The 14,071-nt window shown below is 70.0% G+C and carries 17 protein-coding genes; 13 read left to right on the plus strand and 4 right to left on the minus strand.

What is annotated here, in order from left to right; genetic code table 11:
• The first annotated feature begins 6 nt into the window (after positions 1 to 6).
• Genes hda through folK form a run of 4 tightly spaced genes read left to right on the plus strand, consistent with a single transcriptional unit; the run spans position 7 to position 3,480 of the window.
• The gene (hda, locus tag KA711_15945; GenBank protein MCM0610461.1) at positions 7 to 690 is read left to right on the plus strand and encodes a DnaA regulatory inactivator Hda; all 684 of its coding nucleotides are present in this window, start codon (positions 7 to 9) and stop codon (positions 688 to 690) included.
• Complete coding sequence (locus tag KA711_15950; GenBank protein ID MCM0610462.1) at positions 687 to 1,364, plus strand: HAD family hydrolase; 678 nt, start codon at positions 687 to 689, stop codon at positions 1,362 to 1,364. Before hda ends, KA711_15950 begins: the two co-directional genes overlap by 4 nt.
• A complete protein-coding gene (gene pcnB, locus KA711_15955; protein ID MCM0610463.1) occupies positions 1,361 to 2,977 on the plus strand; it encodes a polynucleotide adenylyltransferase PcnB in 1,617 nt (538 codons plus the stop codon). The genes KA711_15950 and pcnB overlap by 4 nt, the downstream gene beginning before the upstream one ends.
• Positions 2,974 to 3,480, plus strand: coding sequence for a 2-amino-4-hydroxy-6-hydroxymethyldihydropteridine diphosphokinase (folK, locus tag KA711_15960; GenBank protein MCM0610464.1), 507 nt, complete (start codon positions 2,974 to 2,976; stop codon positions 3,478 to 3,480). The genes pcnB and folK overlap by 4 nt, the downstream gene beginning before the upstream one ends.
• Here folK and KA711_15965 read toward each other — a convergent pair.
• Positions 3,471 to 3,953 carry a hypothetical protein gene (locus tag KA711_15965; GenBank protein ID MCM0610465.1) on the minus strand — a complete coding sequence of 161 codons (483 nt, stop codon included), beginning with the start codon at positions 3,951 to 3,953 and terminating at the stop codon, positions 3,471 to 3,473. The genes folK and KA711_15965 overlap by 10 nt on opposite strands.
• 187 nt (positions 3,954 to 4,140) lie before the next feature.
• On the opposite strand from KA711_15965, the gene rpsP reads away from it, so the two are divergent.
• The 6 genes from rpsP (at position 4,141) to KA711_15995 (ending at position 8,139) form a co-directional block, all read left to right on the plus strand.
• Positions 4,141 to 4,392, plus strand: a complete 252-nt coding sequence (gene rpsP / locus KA711_15970) for a 30S ribosomal protein S16 (protein ID MCM0610466.1) — start codon at positions 4,141 to 4,143, stop codon at positions 4,390 to 4,392.
• Positions 4,393 to 4,424: 32 nt separating this feature from the next.
• Positions 4,425 to 4,979 (plus strand): ribosome maturation factor RimM, encoded by a 555-nt coding sequence (rimM, locus tag KA711_15975; GenBank protein MCM0610467.1) that lies wholly within the window; start codon positions 4,425 to 4,427, stop codon positions 4,977 to 4,979.
• A gap of 22 nt (positions 4,980 to 5,001) precedes the next feature.
• The gene (gene trmD / locus KA711_15980) at positions 5,002 to 5,754 is read left to right on the plus strand and encodes a tRNA (guanosine(37)-N1)-methyltransferase TrmD (GenBank protein ID MCM0610468.1); all 753 of its coding nucleotides are present in this window, start codon (positions 5,002 to 5,004) and stop codon (positions 5,752 to 5,754) included.
• 93 nt (positions 5,755 to 5,847) lie between these two features.
• On the plus strand, positions 5,848 to 6,201 hold the full coding sequence (gene rplS / locus KA711_15985) for a 50S ribosomal protein L19 (protein ID MCM0610469.1): 354 nt from the start codon (positions 5,848 to 5,850) through the stop codon (positions 6,199 to 6,201).
• A gap of 57 nt (positions 6,202 to 6,258) precedes the next feature.
• The gene (locus KA711_15990; protein MCM0610470.1) at positions 6,259 to 6,957 is read left to right on the plus strand and encodes a CoA pyrophosphatase; all 699 of its coding nucleotides are present in this window, start codon (positions 6,259 to 6,261) and stop codon (positions 6,955 to 6,957) included.
• Between the two features lie 192 nt (positions 6,958 to 7,149).
• Positions 7,150 to 8,139, plus strand: a complete 990-nt coding sequence (locus KA711_15995; GenBank protein MCM0610471.1) for a CobD/CbiB family protein — start codon at positions 7,150 to 7,152, stop codon at positions 8,137 to 8,139.
• 33 nt (positions 8,140 to 8,172) lie between these two features.
• Here the strand turns inward: KA711_15995 and rsgA are convergent, their stop codons facing one another.
• From rsgA to KA711_16010, 3 genes are read right to left on the minus strand one after another with little or no spacing between them, the layout of a single operon-like run.
• Positions 8,173 to 9,048 (minus strand): ribosome small subunit-dependent GTPase A, encoded by an 876-nt coding sequence (gene rsgA / locus KA711_16000; GenBank protein MCM0610472.1) that lies wholly within the window; start codon positions 9,046 to 9,048, stop codon positions 8,173 to 8,175.
• A gap of 33 nt (positions 9,049 to 9,081) precedes the next feature.
• Positions 9,082 to 9,405 carry a 4a-hydroxytetrahydrobiopterin dehydratase gene (locus tag KA711_16005; protein MCM0610473.1) on the minus strand — a complete coding sequence of 108 codons (324 nt, stop codon included), beginning with the start codon at positions 9,403 to 9,405 and terminating at the stop codon, positions 9,082 to 9,084.
• 11 nt (positions 9,406 to 9,416) lie between these two features.
• A complete protein-coding gene (locus KA711_16010) occupies positions 9,417 to 10,694 on the minus strand; it encodes a M48 family metallopeptidase (protein ID MCM0610474.1) in 1,278 nt (425 codons plus the stop codon).
• Between the two features lie 84 nt (positions 10,695 to 10,778).
• Here KA711_16010 and orn point away from each other — a divergent pair, with 84 nt between their 5' ends.
• From orn to sixA, 3 genes are all read left to right on the plus strand, one after another.
• Complete coding sequence (orn, locus tag KA711_16015; GenBank protein MCM0610475.1) at positions 10,779 to 11,345, plus strand: oligoribonuclease; 567 nt, start codon at positions 10,779 to 10,781, stop codon at positions 11,343 to 11,345.
• 63 nt (positions 11,346 to 11,408) lie between these two features.
• Entirely contained in the window at positions 11,409 to 13,580 is a 2,172-nt protein-coding gene (ppk1, locus tag KA711_16020; GenBank protein MCM0610476.1) for a polyphosphate kinase 1, read from the plus strand.
• A 14-nt stretch (positions 13,581 to 13,594) separates the two neighbouring features.
• Positions 13,595 to 14,056 (plus strand): phosphohistidine phosphatase SixA, encoded by a 462-nt coding sequence (gene sixA, locus KA711_16025; GenBank protein MCM0610477.1) that lies wholly within the window; start codon positions 13,595 to 13,597, stop codon positions 14,054 to 14,056.
• Positions 14,057 to 14,071 lie beyond the last annotated feature (15 nt).

The raw sequence follows: 14,071 nt of genomic DNA on the forward strand, positions 1-14,071 counted from the left end.
GTCCTCATGAAGCAGATTCCCCTGGCCATCGGGCCTTCGTCGCGGCCCTCATTCGACAACTTCGTGCCTGGCGTCAATGCCGCGGCTGTGCAGCACCTGGCCTCGCTGTCGTGGCCCGCGGCCCCGGTCTACCTCTGGGGCCCCGCGGCCAGCGGCAAGACGCACCTGATGCAGGCCCTTGCGGCCCGCTGCCTGGCCACGGGGCAGACAGCGGCTTGGTTCGACGCTGCCGACCCCGAGCCCTGGACGCTGCAGCCGCACTGGGCGCTGGTGGTGGTGGACCGTTGCGAGCAACTGGAGCCGGCTGCGCAGCACGCCGCGTTCGCGCTGTTCGAGGCCGCTTCGGCCCAGGGCGTGCAATGGCTGGCCGCCGGTCGCCTGCCCCCGGTCGACCTGGCGCTGCGCGACGATTTGCGCACGCGTTTGGGCTGGGGCCACGTGTTCTCGTTGGAGCCGCTGGACGACGCCGCGACCCGCTCGGCACTCCGGCGCGAGGCCGACCACCGAGGCATCTTCCTGCCTGACGACGTGATGGACTATCTGCTGGCGCGACTGCCGCGCGACCTTGGCCACCTGATGGGGGCGCTGGACCGGCTGGACGGGTTCGGCCTTGCCATGGGCCGGCGTGTCACCTTGCCGCTGGTTCGGCAGATGCTGGCGGAAGAAGGCGTGCCGGAGGCTGGGGGATGACGACACCCGCGCTCGCGCTGTTCGATCTCGACGGCACGCTGCTGCCGCGCGACAGCGACCACGCCTTCGGCGAGTACCTCGTGCAGCGCGGATGGGTATCGGACGACACCTTCCGCCGCGCCAATGACCGCTTCTACGCCGACTACCTCGAGGGCCGGCTCGACATGGCGGCTTATGTCGACTTCGCCACCTCGGCATGGCGCGCGCGGCCCATGGCTGAACAGCAGCGTGTGCTCGACGAGTTCGTCTGCGACGTGGTCAAGCCGATGCTGCATCCAGCAGCGCTTGAGTTGGTGAACCGCCACCGCGACGCCGGCGAACGCCTGGCGCTGGTGACGGCCACCAACGAATTTGTCACGCGGCCGATCGCTGCCCTTTTCGGCTTCGACACACTGATCGCCACCGAACTGGAACGTGACTCTGACGGCCGCGTGACCGGCCGCGTCGCGGGCACGCCCGCGTTCCGAGAGGGCAAGATCGTGCGCGTGCAGGCTTGGCTTGCCGGCCTGGGCACCACGCTCGCCGCCGCGCCACGCTGCACCTTCTACAGCGATTCCACGAACGACCTGCCGCTGCTGGAGGCTGCCAGCCACCCGGTGGCCACCAACCCGGGCGCCAGCCTGGCGCGCATCGCAGCCGAGCGCGGCTGGCCCGTCATCCACCTTTTCACATGATCAAGAAGTTCATCCAGCGACTCTTTGGCCAGGGCGACGCGCCCGCGGCGGCGCCGGCAGCGACCCCGGCCGCGCCGGTCATCCCACTGGGCGCGCGTGTCGAGATTGCCGCCGCCGAGCACCGCATCGACCCCAAGCTGCTCGACGCCAACGCCGTGCGCGTGGTGCGCACGCTGAAGGACGCCGGCTACGAGGCCTACATCGTGGGCGGCGCGGTGCGCGACCTGCTGGTGGGCCTGCGCCCCAAGGACTTCGACGTCGCCACCGACGCCACGCCCGAGCAGGTAAAGGCGCTGTTCCGCCGCGCCTTCATCATCGGCCGGCGCTTCCGCCTCGTGCACGTGGTCTTCGGCCGCGGCCGCGAGCACGAGACCATCGAGGTGAGCACCTTCCGCGCCTACCTCGACGCCACGGCGGCCGAGCAGGTGGCGGGCAACGAGAAGACCGCCAAGACGCAGATCGCCGACAAGCAGCACGTTGTCGACGCCGAGGGCCGCGTGTTGCGCGACAACGTCTGGGGCCCGCAGATCGAAGACGCCGCGCGGCGCGACTTCACGATCAACGCCATGTACTTCGACGCGGTGACGCAGACCGTTGTCGACTACCACGGCGGCCTGGCCGACGCGCGCGGCCGCGTGCTGCGCATGATCGGCGACCCGGCCACGCGTTACCGCGAAGATCCAGTGCGCATCCTGCGCGTGGTGCGCTTCGCGGCCAAGCTGGGTTTCGGCCTCGACAAGGCCACCGAGTCGCCGGTGCGCGGCATGGTGCCGCTGTTGGCCAACGTGCCGATCTCGCGCCTGTTCGACGAGATGATCAAGCTGCTGCAGACTGGCCACGCGTTGGCGAGCCTGGAGCAGATGAAGCGTTTCGGACTGGTGGGCGGCGGCACGCCGATCTTCCCGGTGCTGGAGGCGGCGTTGTCGGGCAGCAGCGCGGCGCGCGAGACCTTCGTGCGGCTGGCGCTTGAAGACACCGACCGCCGCGTGGCCGAGGGGAGGGCGGTGGCGCCGAGCTTCCTTCTGGCCTGCCTGCTGTGGCATGACGTGAAGGATCGCTGGACGGCGCTCATGGCCCAGGGCGAGACCCCCTTCCCGGCGCTGCAGCAGGCCGTGGACGCGGTGTTCGATGCCCGCATCGGCGACATCTCCGGCCGCGGCAAGCTGGCGGCCGACATGCGCGAGATCTGGCTGATGCAGCCACGCTTCGATCGCCGCACGCCCAGCGGCGCGGCGGGTCTGGTCGCGCAGCCGCGCTTCCGCGCCGGCTACGACTTCCTGCGCCTGCGTGCCGACGCGCGGGAGGCCAGCAGCGAACTCGCCGACTGGTGGGAGGACTTCCACCTTGGCAACGAAGACGAGCGCGAGGCGCTGCTGGCCGACGCGAAGCCCGCCGGCGGCCCGCCGCGTGGGCGCCGTGTCGCGGCGGCGCCGGTGTCCTCCTCCGGGGGCGCGAGCAGTGACGACGAGGCCGAGGACGACGCCCCCGAGCACGGCGCCGGCGCGGGTGCCGAGGGTGAGGCCGAGGCGCCCCGCAAGCGCCGCCGCCGGCGCCGCCGCGGCCCGCGGCCGGATGGCGGCGGGGGTGCCGGGGGCCCGCCAGCTGCGGGATGAACCTGGAACGGGTGTTCGTCGGCCTGGGCGCCAACCTCGGCGACGCGGCAGCCACGGTGCGGCTGGCTTTCGACGAGCTGGCCGCACTGCCGGGTACGCAGGTGATCGCGCGTTCGTCGCTGTACCGCAGCGCGCCGATCGACGCCGGGGGCCCGGACTTCGTCAACGCCGTGGCCGAGCTGCGCACCATGCTCGAGCCCGCGGCGCTGCTGCAGGAGCTGCAAGCCATCGAGGCGCTCCATGACCGCCAGCGCCCCTACCGCCATGCGCCGCGCACGCTCGATCTTGACCTGCTGCTTGTCGGCGACCGGGTCATCGACACCCCCAGCCTGAGCGTGCCGCACCCGCGCCTGCACCTGCGCGCCTTCGTGCTCGAGCCCTTGCTCGAGCTGGCTCCAGCGCTGTCGCACCCGGCGCTGGGCGGGCTGTCCGGCTGGCGCGCCGCAACGGCGGGGCAGGCCATCGAGCCGCTGACCCGCAGCCCACCCGGGGCTCAGCCGTAGCTTGTGAAGGCGGGCGCGCCGACGCGCAGTTGCGACTCGAAGAAGCGCTGGCCGCTGTAGGCGATGGTGCCCATGAGGATGCCGCCGCCCAACAGCATCGCAAGGATCGCCCCGATCACCGGTCCCCAGCCGGTGCCGGTGCCCGCGCGGCCCGGGTTGTGGCGCTCGTCCCAGCGCTCGTCGGGCGTCAGTGCCCACACGATGGCCGTGAGCATGGCGGCCGAGATGCTCAGCCCCAAAAGCGGCAGCAGCAGCCACGACAGGCGGTCGTCCTGGCCCAAGGTGAGGTGCCTGTGCAGGCCGATGATGCCCAGCGCCGTGGGCAGCGGCTGCAACCAGCCCCAGACATCGCCGAAGCCGCGCACATATAGGCGATGCAGGCCCAGCGTGCCGAAGAGCACCGCCAGCCAGACCGCGAGCGTCTTGCTGCGATACGGGGCCGTGGCGGAAGAGGCGGCCTGGAGCGGAGTCATGGCGGAGGACGTTGGGAAACGGGCAAGTCGAAAGAGTCGGCACGCAGTCTATAATGCGCGGTTTCCGACGCTGGCCCCGGCACCCCATTTCCGCCGGGCGTATCTACGGTGTCGGCCACCGCTGATGGCCTGCCCGGCCGTGTCCACGGGCCCCGGTCATCGCTCTGCAGCAGATTCGAGGTTTCCGATGGTCGTGATCCGACTGGCCCGTGGCGGCGCCAAGAAGCGCCCGTTCTACAACATCGTCGTCGCTGATTCGCGCGAGCGCCGCGACGGCCGCTTCATCGAGCGCGTCGGGTTCTACAACCCGATGGCCGCCGGCAGCGAGCAGCCGCTGCGGGTGGCGTTGGACCGCGTGACGCACTGGACGGGCGTGGGCGCGCAGATGTCGCCCACCGTGGCCCGCCTGGTCGGCCAGGCCGCCAAGGCCCACGCCTGACGGGCGTTCCCTCCGCGGCCGTGCACGCTGCCCTGGGCCCAGCCGAGGCGCTGCCGGCCGACGCGGTCGAGGTCGGCCGCGTGCTCGGGGCTTGGGGGCTGAAGGGCGGCATCAAGGTGCTGCCTTTCGCTGCCGACGCCGAGGCCCTCTTCTCCACCAAGCGCTGGTACCTCGCGCCGGTCGAGCCTCCGCGGCCCGGCGGCTTGGCCCACCCGGTGCTGCTGCGCATAGTCCAGGCGCGCGAGCAGGGCGACGGCATCGTCGCCACGGTGCAGGACCTCGAGGACCGCGACCGCGCCGACAGTCTGAAAGGGGCGCGCGTCTTCGTGCCGCGCAGCAGCTTCCCGACGCCGGACGAGGGCGAGTTCTACTGGGTCGACCTCATCGGCTTGTCGGTGCTCAACCGCGGGCACCTGGCCTTGGGCACCGTGGTCGGCCTGATCGAGACCGGCCCGCACTGCGTGCTGCGCGTCCAGCCGGCGGCGGCCGACGCCGACGAGATCCTCATCCCCTTCGTCGACGCCTATGTCGACGCGGTCGAGCGGGCCGAGCACCGCATCCGCGTCGATTGGCAGACTGACTACTGACGCCCCGCCGGCCGACGCCGCCATGCGTTTCGATCTCGTCACCCTGTTCCCCGAGCTCATCGCCGCCCACCTGGCGCATGGCATCACACGCCGGGCCTACGAGGGCCCGGTCCAGGTGAAGACCTGGTCGCCGCGCGACTTCACCGACGACGCCTACCGCCGCGTCGACGATCGCCCCTACGGCGGCGGCGCCGGTATGGTGATGCTGGCGCAGCCGCTGCTGCGCACGCTGGACGCCATCACGGTCGACCGCGGCCCTGGCCCGCAAGCGGTGGTTCACTTCACGCCCACCGGACGCTGCATCGATCAGGCGCTGGTGCACGAGCTGGCCAAGGGCCCTGGCGCAGTCCTGCTGTGCGGCCGTTACGAGGGCATCGATCAGCGCCTGCTCGACGCCCGCGCGACGCTGGAGCTGAGCCTGGGCGACTTCGTTCTGTCAGGCGGCGAGCTGCCGGCGCTGGTCTTGCTCGACGCGATTGCGCGGCTGCAGCCGGGCGTGCTGGCCGAACCCTCGCACCAGAGCGACAGCTTTTCAGACGGGTTGCTCGAAGGCCCACACTACAGCCGCCCGGAGCGGCTGGTGCTGGACGGCACCGAGCACGCCGTGCCCGAGGTGCTGCTGTCGGGCCACCACGGCGAGATTGCGCGCTGGCGGCGCGAGCAGTCGCTGGCACTGACAGCGCGGCGCCGGCCCGGGCTGATCGAGGCTGCGCGCGCCGCCGGGCGGCTGAGCCCGGCTGACGAGCGTTTCCTGGCTCGTCTGCCGAGCCCATAGCCTGACCGGGCTATACTCGAAGGCTTTTCGATCCTCTGCCGGGCCCACTTTTCCTCCCACCCAGCCCAGAGCAAGATCGTCTCGGAGAACCCCGTGGACCTGATTGCCACCCTAGAGCAAGAAGAGATCGCGCGCCTGAACCGCACGATCCCGGCCTTCGCCCCCGGCGATACCGTCATCGTCAACGTCAACGTGGTCGAAGGCACGCGCAAGCGCGTGCAGGCCTACGAAGGCGTCGTCATCGCCAAGCGCAACCGCGGCCTGAACAGCAGCTTTATCGTGCGCAAGGTCTCCAACGGGGAAGGTGTGGAGCGTACGTTCCAGACCTACAGCCCGCTGATCGCCGGCATCGAGGTCAAGCGCCGAGGCGACGTGCGCCGCGCCAAGCTCTACTACCTTCGCAAGCGCAGCGGCAAGTCGGCCCGCATCAAGGAAAAGCTCGCCTGAGCGAAGCTCAGGCCCGCGGCGAAGCCGGCCGCGCCAAGAGCGGTCCGCCGGTTGCCGATGACCCCACCCCCGCGCATCCTCGACCCCCGCTGCGTGCCCGTGGAGGGGGTCGATTCACATCTGCCGCAGGTTCCCGAGGGCCGGCTGGCCCCGCAGTGGATGCGCGATCGCTTCGCGGCCGGCGAGCCCTTCGAGCCCGAGCACCCGGGCGACGGCCGGCCCTTCGAGGGCCGCAGCCCCGCGGCAGCGGCCGTGCTGGTGCCGCTGGTCCAGCGCCCCGAGGGCCTCACGGTGCTGCTGACCCGCCGCACCGAACACCTGCGCGACCATGCGGGCCAGATCAGCTTTCCTGGCGGCCGCAGCGAGCCCGGCGACGACGGCCCCACCGGCACCGCACTGCGCGAGGCGCACGAGGAGGTGGGCCTGACGCCCGCGCACGTGGACGTGATCGGAGCGCTTCCGGTATACACCACGGTCACACACTTCATGGTCACGCCCGTGGTGGCCCTGGTGCAACCCCGGTTCGAACTCGCTCTCGACTCCTTCGAGGTGGCCGAGGCCTTCGAGGTGCCGCTGGCCTGGCTCATGAACCCGACCCACCACCGCCGCCACCGCTTCGAGTACGAGGGTGGTCAGCGGCAGTTCCTGTCCATGCCTTGGCAGAGCACGGACGTCGACGGCCTGCCGAGCGAGTACTTCATCTGGGGCGCTACGGCGGCGATGCTGCGCAACCTCTATCGCTTTTTGGCGCGCTGACCCGCTTGCCTGCTACGGCGGTCGGAAGCGCGGGCGACAGCCTCTGACCGTGCAGCGGCGCATGCGCCTCGTCGATAGGTTGGGCGGCCGCATCGGCTTGACCAGCATCCCCGGCCAAGGTGTGGCGGTGCCGGTGCACCGGGGGGCCTCGGTGCTGCCCTGCAGGCGGCGGCTTCTATCATCGCGGCCCAAATGAGCTTCTTCGCTGTCCTGTTCGCACTGCTGATCGAGCAGCTCAAGCCGCTGCCGCGTGACAACGCCGTGCACGGTGCCATCGAGCAGTGGGTGCGCTGGACCGGCCGCAACTTCGACGCCGGGGAGCGCCACCACTCGGCGGTGGTGTGGGGCGTTTCGGTGGGCGTGCCCGGTGTCTTGGTCACGACGCTGTACCTCTTCATCGCCCACCACAGCCTGCTGCTGGCGCTGGCCTTCGACCTCCTGGTGCTCTACCTCACCTTGGGATTCCGGCAGTTCAGCCACTTCTTCACCGACATCCGAGACGCACTCGACCGCGGCGACGAAGCCACTGCGCGAGCCCTGCTGGCGGAGTGGCGCCACCTCGACGCCAGTGAGCTGCCGCGCACCGAGCTGCTGCGCCACGTGATCGAGCACGCGCTGCTGGCGGCGCACCGGCATGTGTTCGGCGTTTTCTTCTGGTTCGTCTTGCTGTCGGCGCTGGGCCTGGGCCCGCTGGGTGCGGTTCTCTACCGCATGGCCGAGTTCTCGTCGCGTTACTGGAACTACCGAAGCCGCAACCTGGAAGCGCCGTCCAATGAGCGCTTGGCCGCGCTGTCGCAGCGGCTGTTCACGCTGGTCGACCACGTGCCGGCGCGCCTGACGGCGGCCGGCTTCGCTATCGTGGGCAACTTCGAGGAGTCCGTGGCCGCCTGGCGACGCCACGCCCGCCTCTGGCAACACGCCAATGAGGGCGCGATCCTGGCCGCGGCGGCCGGTGCGGTGGGCCTGCAGCTGGGGGGGCCGGCCGCCCCCGGCGTGACGCCGGACCGCAGCAAGACCTTCAGCGCCGGCGGCGAGGCCGGCATTGCCGACTCCCAGGGGTCGACCGACGGTCAGCCGGTGCAGATGGCGCATCTGCAGAGCGTGGTGGGCCTGGTCTGGCGCTCGGTGCTGCTGTGGATGGTGCTGGTGCTGCTGCTGACCTTCGCCAATCTCGTGGGCTAGGAGCGCTGCGCTGGATGGCCACCGCCCACACTTCTAGTAGCGAGGCGGCGCCGAGAGTTCCTCGTGCAGCGCCTCATACAGGCGCATGCGGTTGTCACCGATCGCGCCGCGTGCGGCCGCCGCGCGCACACCACATCCCGGCTCATGGCGGTGGCTGCAGTTGGCAAAGCGGCAATGCCCAAGGTGGGCCGCCAGGTCGGGCATCAAGCCGGCCAACTCGGATGGGGTCACCTGGCGCAGTCCGAACTCCTGAAAGCCGGGCGAATCGATGACCGCGCCCCGGCGCCGTGCGTCAAGCCAGTACCAGGTTGTCGTCGTCGTCGTGTGACGCCCGGCCCGCAAGGCTCGCGAGATCTCGCCAACCTGGGCTGCCGCCTCGGGTACGAAGCGGTTGATCAGGGTGCTCTTGCCCATGCCGCTGGGGCCCATCACGAGGGTCGTGCGGCCTGCCAGCCACGGTGCCAGCACGGCGCGCGCGCCCTCGGCGTCGGTCTTGAGCGCGAACTCAAGCAGCGGCGTGCCCATCGCGCGGTAGGGTGCCAGCCGCTCGCGCGCCGCCGCCGCGCCCGGCAGGTCGGTCTTGTTCAAGCCGATGGTGGCCGGGATGCCGGCTGCAGCGGCGGCGATCAGAGAGCGTGCCAGCTGCATCTCGCCGAAGGGCGGCTCCACCGCCACCAGCACCAGCAGCTGGTCGATGTTGGCCGCGAAGCTCTTGCTGCGCCAGTCGTCCTGGCGGAAAAGCAGGTTGCGGCGCGTCTCCGTGTGCTCGACGACGCCGCCGTCACCGCTGGGCATCCAGCGCACGCGGTCGCCAACCACCAGCTCGCTCTTCTTGCCGCGCGGAACGCAGTGCACACGAGCCCCATCGGGGGTTTCGACGACGACGTGGCGGCCGTGGGCGGCCACCACCAGGCCGAAGTCCAGCGCCGTGGCAGAACCCACTCAGCCCAGCAGCGCGTCGAGCTTCGCCGCGCAGATGAAGTCGTTCACCGAGAGGCCGCCCACCGAGTGCGTGTTGAAGCGCACCGTGCAGCGGTTGTACGACACCAGCAAGTCGGGGTGGTGATCCTCGGCGTGGGCGATCCAGGCCACCGCGTTCACGAAGGCCATCGTGTGGTGGTAGTCGGCGAAGTCGTAGCGCTTCTGGATGGCGCCGTCCAGAAGGGCCCAGCCGGGCGCCAGCGCCAGGTGGGCGGTGATGTCGGCCGGGGTCATGGCCGGGTGGCCTTCGAGCGGCTCGCAGCGGCGGTTGGCGAGGGATTCCATGCCGTGTTCCTTCACGCCGGTGCGGCGGGCGTCGGCAGCGCGGCCAGCCGTTGGCTGGCAGGCGGATGCGAATAGAAGAAGCGGACGTACAGCGGGTCGGGAGTCAGCGTGCCGGCGTTGTCGGCATGCAGCTTGAGCAGTGCACTGGCAAGGTCGCGGCCTTCCGCCTGCCGGCAGGCGTAGGCGTCGGCCTGGAACTCGTGGCGGCGGGAGAAATGCGCCATCAGCGGCGAGATGAAGAAGCCGAAGCTGGGCAGCACCAGCACGAACAGAAGCAGCGCCAGCGCGTCGTTTGGCGCCGAGAGGTTGGGAGACACCCCGAGCCCGGTGTAGAAGCCGCTCTGCCCTGCCAGCCAGCCCAGCAAGACCAGCGCGGCCAGGCTGCTGGCGAACAGCCCCGCCAACCTTTGGGGTACATGGCGCAACTTGAAGTGGCCGAGCTCGTGGGCGAGCACCGCCTCCACTTCGCCGGGGGAGAGCTTGTCCAGCAGCGTGTCGTAGAACACCACGCGCTTGGCCGCACCCAGGCCGGTGAAGTAGGCGTTGCCATGCGCCGACCGTCGGCTGCCGTCCATCACGAACAGGCCCTTGGCTGCGAAGCCGCAGCGCCGCATCAGCGACTGCACCCGATCGGCGAGTGCGGCGTCGGCCAGAGGCTTGAAGCTGTTGAACATCGGAGCGATGACGGTGGGGTAGATCACCAGCATCAGCAGGTTGAAGCCCATCAGCGCCAGCCAGGCCCACAGCCACCACAGCCCGTCGCTGGCTGCCATGATCCACAGCACCAGCGCCGCCAGCGGCAGGCCGATCGCCGCCCCCAGCAGCGCGCCCTTGGCCTGGTCGGCCCACCAGAGCCGAGGCGTCGTCCGGTTGAACCCGAAGCGCTGCTCGACTCGGAATGTGGAGATCCACTGTGCGGGAAGGTCGATCAGCCCGCCGATCAGCGACACCGCTGCCAACAGCGCCAGCTGGTAGACCAAGGCGCCGTACGCGGGCAGCAGTGCGTCCCGCAGCCAGCCGTTGAGCGCATCGAGACCCCCGAGCAGCGTCCAGCCCACCACGGTGGCGGCTCCGATGGCCGTGGTGGCCAGCTCCAGGCGGCCGTTCGCCAGCGTGTAGTCGGCGGCACGCCGGTGGTCTTCGAGCGACACGCTGGCAGCGAATGCCGCCGGCACGGTGTCGCGGTGGGCAGCCACATGCCGCAACTGGCGGGTGGCCAGCCAGAGCTTGACAGCCAGAGCGACCAACAGCGAGACCACGAAGGCCACGGTCATGAACTTGGGTTCCATGGGGAACAGACAGTGTAGGCTGCGCTGACAATCCACCGCATCGTCCGAGATCCTTTGCCCGCAACATCTCAGAGTCCGCACACCATGACCGAACCCTCCCTCCTGCTGACGCCCAGCGAGCAGAACCTGATCTGGGTCGACCTCGAGATGACCGGCCTCGCGCCCGAGACCGACCGCATCATCGAGATCGCCGTCGTCGTGACCGATCCGCTGCTGGCCGTCCGTGTCGAGGGCCCGGTGTTCGCGTTGCACCAGAGCGACGCCACGCTGGACGGCATGGATGCCTGGAACAAGGGCACCCACGGCCGCAGCGGCCTGATCGACCGCGTCAAGGCCAGCAACTTGGACGAGGCCACCGCCGAGGCTGCGGTGATCGAATTCCTTAAGGCCTACGTGCCCCGGGGCAAGAGCCCGATGTGCGGCAACAGCATCTGCCAGGACCGCCGTTTCCTGGCGCGCACGATGCCCACGCTGGAGGCCTATTTCCACTACCGCAACCTCGACGTGAGCACGCTGAAGGAACTGGCCCGGCGCTGGAAGCCGGCGGCGCTGGACGGCTTCAAGAAGGCGCAGGCGCATACGGCCCTGGCCGACATCCACGAGTCTATCGACGAGCTCATCCACTACCGGACCCACCTGCTCGCGCTGTAGATCCATACCGACGATGCCCGGCGTGTCACGGGACTGTCGTGCTGCCTTCATAAACTGCAGGACATGAGCGAAACCACGCCGCGCGCCCCGCCGCCGTCAGCCGGCCGTGCGTCGTCGCGCCTGCCCCTCGGTGACGACCGCACGCGCGCCTTGCGCGAGAAGACCCAGCAGACCGCCAAGCTCAATCTGCTCGACCGCGAGCGCTCGCTGATCCAGTTCAATCGCCGCGTGCTGGCGCAGGCGCGGCGGCCCGAGGTGCCGCTGCTGGAGCGGCTGCGCTACGTGACCATCGTCTCCAGCAACCTCGACGAGTTCTTTGAAGTGCGCGTGGCCGACTACATCGAGGCCGTGCGTCAGCCCGGCAGCGGCATCACGCAGGCCGACCTCGATGCGGTGGCGCGCGCCGCGCATGAGCTGATCGACGAGCAGTACCAAGTCTTCAACGACGAGGTCATGCCGGCGCTGGCCCTCGAAGGCATCGTCGTCCTCAACCACGCCCAGCGCAATCCTGCGCAGCGCGCCTGGGTGGAGAAGTTCTTCGAAGCGCAGGTGCAGCCGCTGCTCGTGCCCCTGAGCCTGGACCCGAGCCACCCGTTCCCATTGGTGGCCAACAAGAGCCTGAACTTCATCGCCCGACTCGACGGGCGCGACGCCTTCGGGCGCGACAACTCCATCGCCATCGTGAAGGTGCCGCGGGTGCTGCCGCGCGTCATCCGGCTGCCCGACGAGCTGTGCGGCAGACGTCAGGGCTTCGTTCTGCTCACCAGCGTGATCCGCGCCCATCTCGAAGCGCTGTTCCCCGGGCGGCGCGTCCTGGCGTTCTCTCAGTTCCGCGTCACCCGCGACTCCGACCTTGAAGTCGACGAGGACGACGTCACCAATCTGCGCCAAGCCCTCCGTTCGGGCCTGACGCTGCGCCACTTCGGCCAGGCCATCCGCCTGGAGGTGGTGAGCACCTGTCCTGAGGACCTCCAGCGCTTCCTGCTTGAGCAGTTCAGCCTGACCGAGGTGGCGCTGTACAAGGTCAACGGTCCGGTCAACCTCGTCAGGCTGAACCAGATCATCGACCAGGCCGAGGCCGACCACCTGCGCTTCCCGCCCTTCGAGCCACGTTGGCCCGAGGGCCGGCTCCCGCGCGGGCAAAGCATCTTCACGCGGCTGCGCGAGGGCGGTGACGTGCTCCTGCACCATCCGTTCGAGAGCTTCGAGCCGGTGGTGCAGTTTCTTCGCGAAGCCGTCCAAGATCCCGATGTCCTCGCCATCAAGCAGACCATCTACCGCACCGGCGCGCAGAGCGTGCTGATGGACCTGCTCATCGAGGCCGCCCGCCGCGGCAAGGAGGTGCTGGCGGTGGTGGAGCTGAAGGCGCGCTTCGATGAAGAAGCGAACATCAACTGGGCCGAGCGGCTGGAGGCCGTCGGCGCGCAGGTGGTGTACGGCGTGGTGGGCCTGAAGACGCACGCGAAGCTGTTGCTGGTGACGCGGCGCGAGGGCACACAGGGCAAGGGAGCCGCTTCGCAGGTCCGGCTGCGGCGCTACGCCCATCTTTCTACCGGCAACTACAACCCGCGGACGGCACGCCTGTACACCGATCTTGGCTACCTGACCGCCGATCCCGGCTTGACGGCCGACGCCGACGCGGTGTTCCTGCAGCTGGCCAGCCAGACCGCAGCCAAGCCGCCGCGCCACCTGGTGACGGCACCGTTCCAGATGCACAAGCGCATGCTGCGCCACATGCGCCAGGTGACCGAGGCGGCGCAGGCCGGGCGACCGGCGCGCATCGTCGCCAAGCTCAACGCGCTCACTGACCCGGGGCTGATTCACACCCTCATCGAGGCGGGCCATGCCGGCGTGCCCATCGATCTCGTGGTGCGCGGCGCCTGCATGCTGCCGCCGGGCGTGCCGGGATTCACCGAGAACATCCGCGTGCGCTCCATCGTCGGGCGCTTTCTCGAGCACTCGCGCATCCTGTACTTCCGCTGGGGCGAGGGCGATGCTGACGAGGTGCTCTACCTCAGCAGCGCCGACTGGATGAGCCGCAACATGTTCCGCCGCGTCGAGATCGCCTGGCCGGTGCGCGACCCAGCGTTGCGCCAGCGTGTCATCGACGAGGCGCTCGTGCCCTACCTGCACGATGGCAGTGACGCCTGGGCGCTCGAGGGCAGTGGCCGCTACCAGCGCTTGGGCGATGGCGGCGCCAGCGCGCAACAGGCGCTCATGCGGCGCTTCTCGTAGGTCGTTCCGGCGCGATGGACCTCATCCTGTGGCGCCACGCCGAGGCGCTGGAAGTGCGCGAGCCGCAGGACGACCTTGAGCGCCCGCTCACCCCCAAGGGCGAACGCCAGGCACTGCGCATGGCCGAGTGGCTCAATCGCCATCTGCCGTCGAGCACACGCGTGTTGGTGAGCCCGGCGCGTCGCGCGCAGCAGACGGCCGTGACACTGGATCGCCGCTTCAAGACCGTGGCAGCCCTGGCCCCCGACGGCAGCGTCGACGGCCTGCTGCATGCCGTGCGCTGGCCCGAGTCGCGGGAACCCGTGCTGGTGGTGGGCCACCAGCCGATGCTGGGCCTGGCCGCGGCCTACCTGCTCGCCGGACAGCCGCAGGCCTGGGCGGTGCGCAAGAGCGCTGTTTGGTGGATGCGCGCCCGCCAGCGCGAGGGGTCTTGTCAGGTGGTGCTGCACGCTGTGATGGCGCCAGACCTGGCGTAGCGAGTCCGTGCTCCC

Source organism: Ideonella sp. WA131b (assembly GCA_023657425.1).
Taxonomy (GTDB): Bacteria; Pseudomonadota; Gammaproteobacteria; order Burkholderiales; family Burkholderiaceae_C; genus Rubrivivax.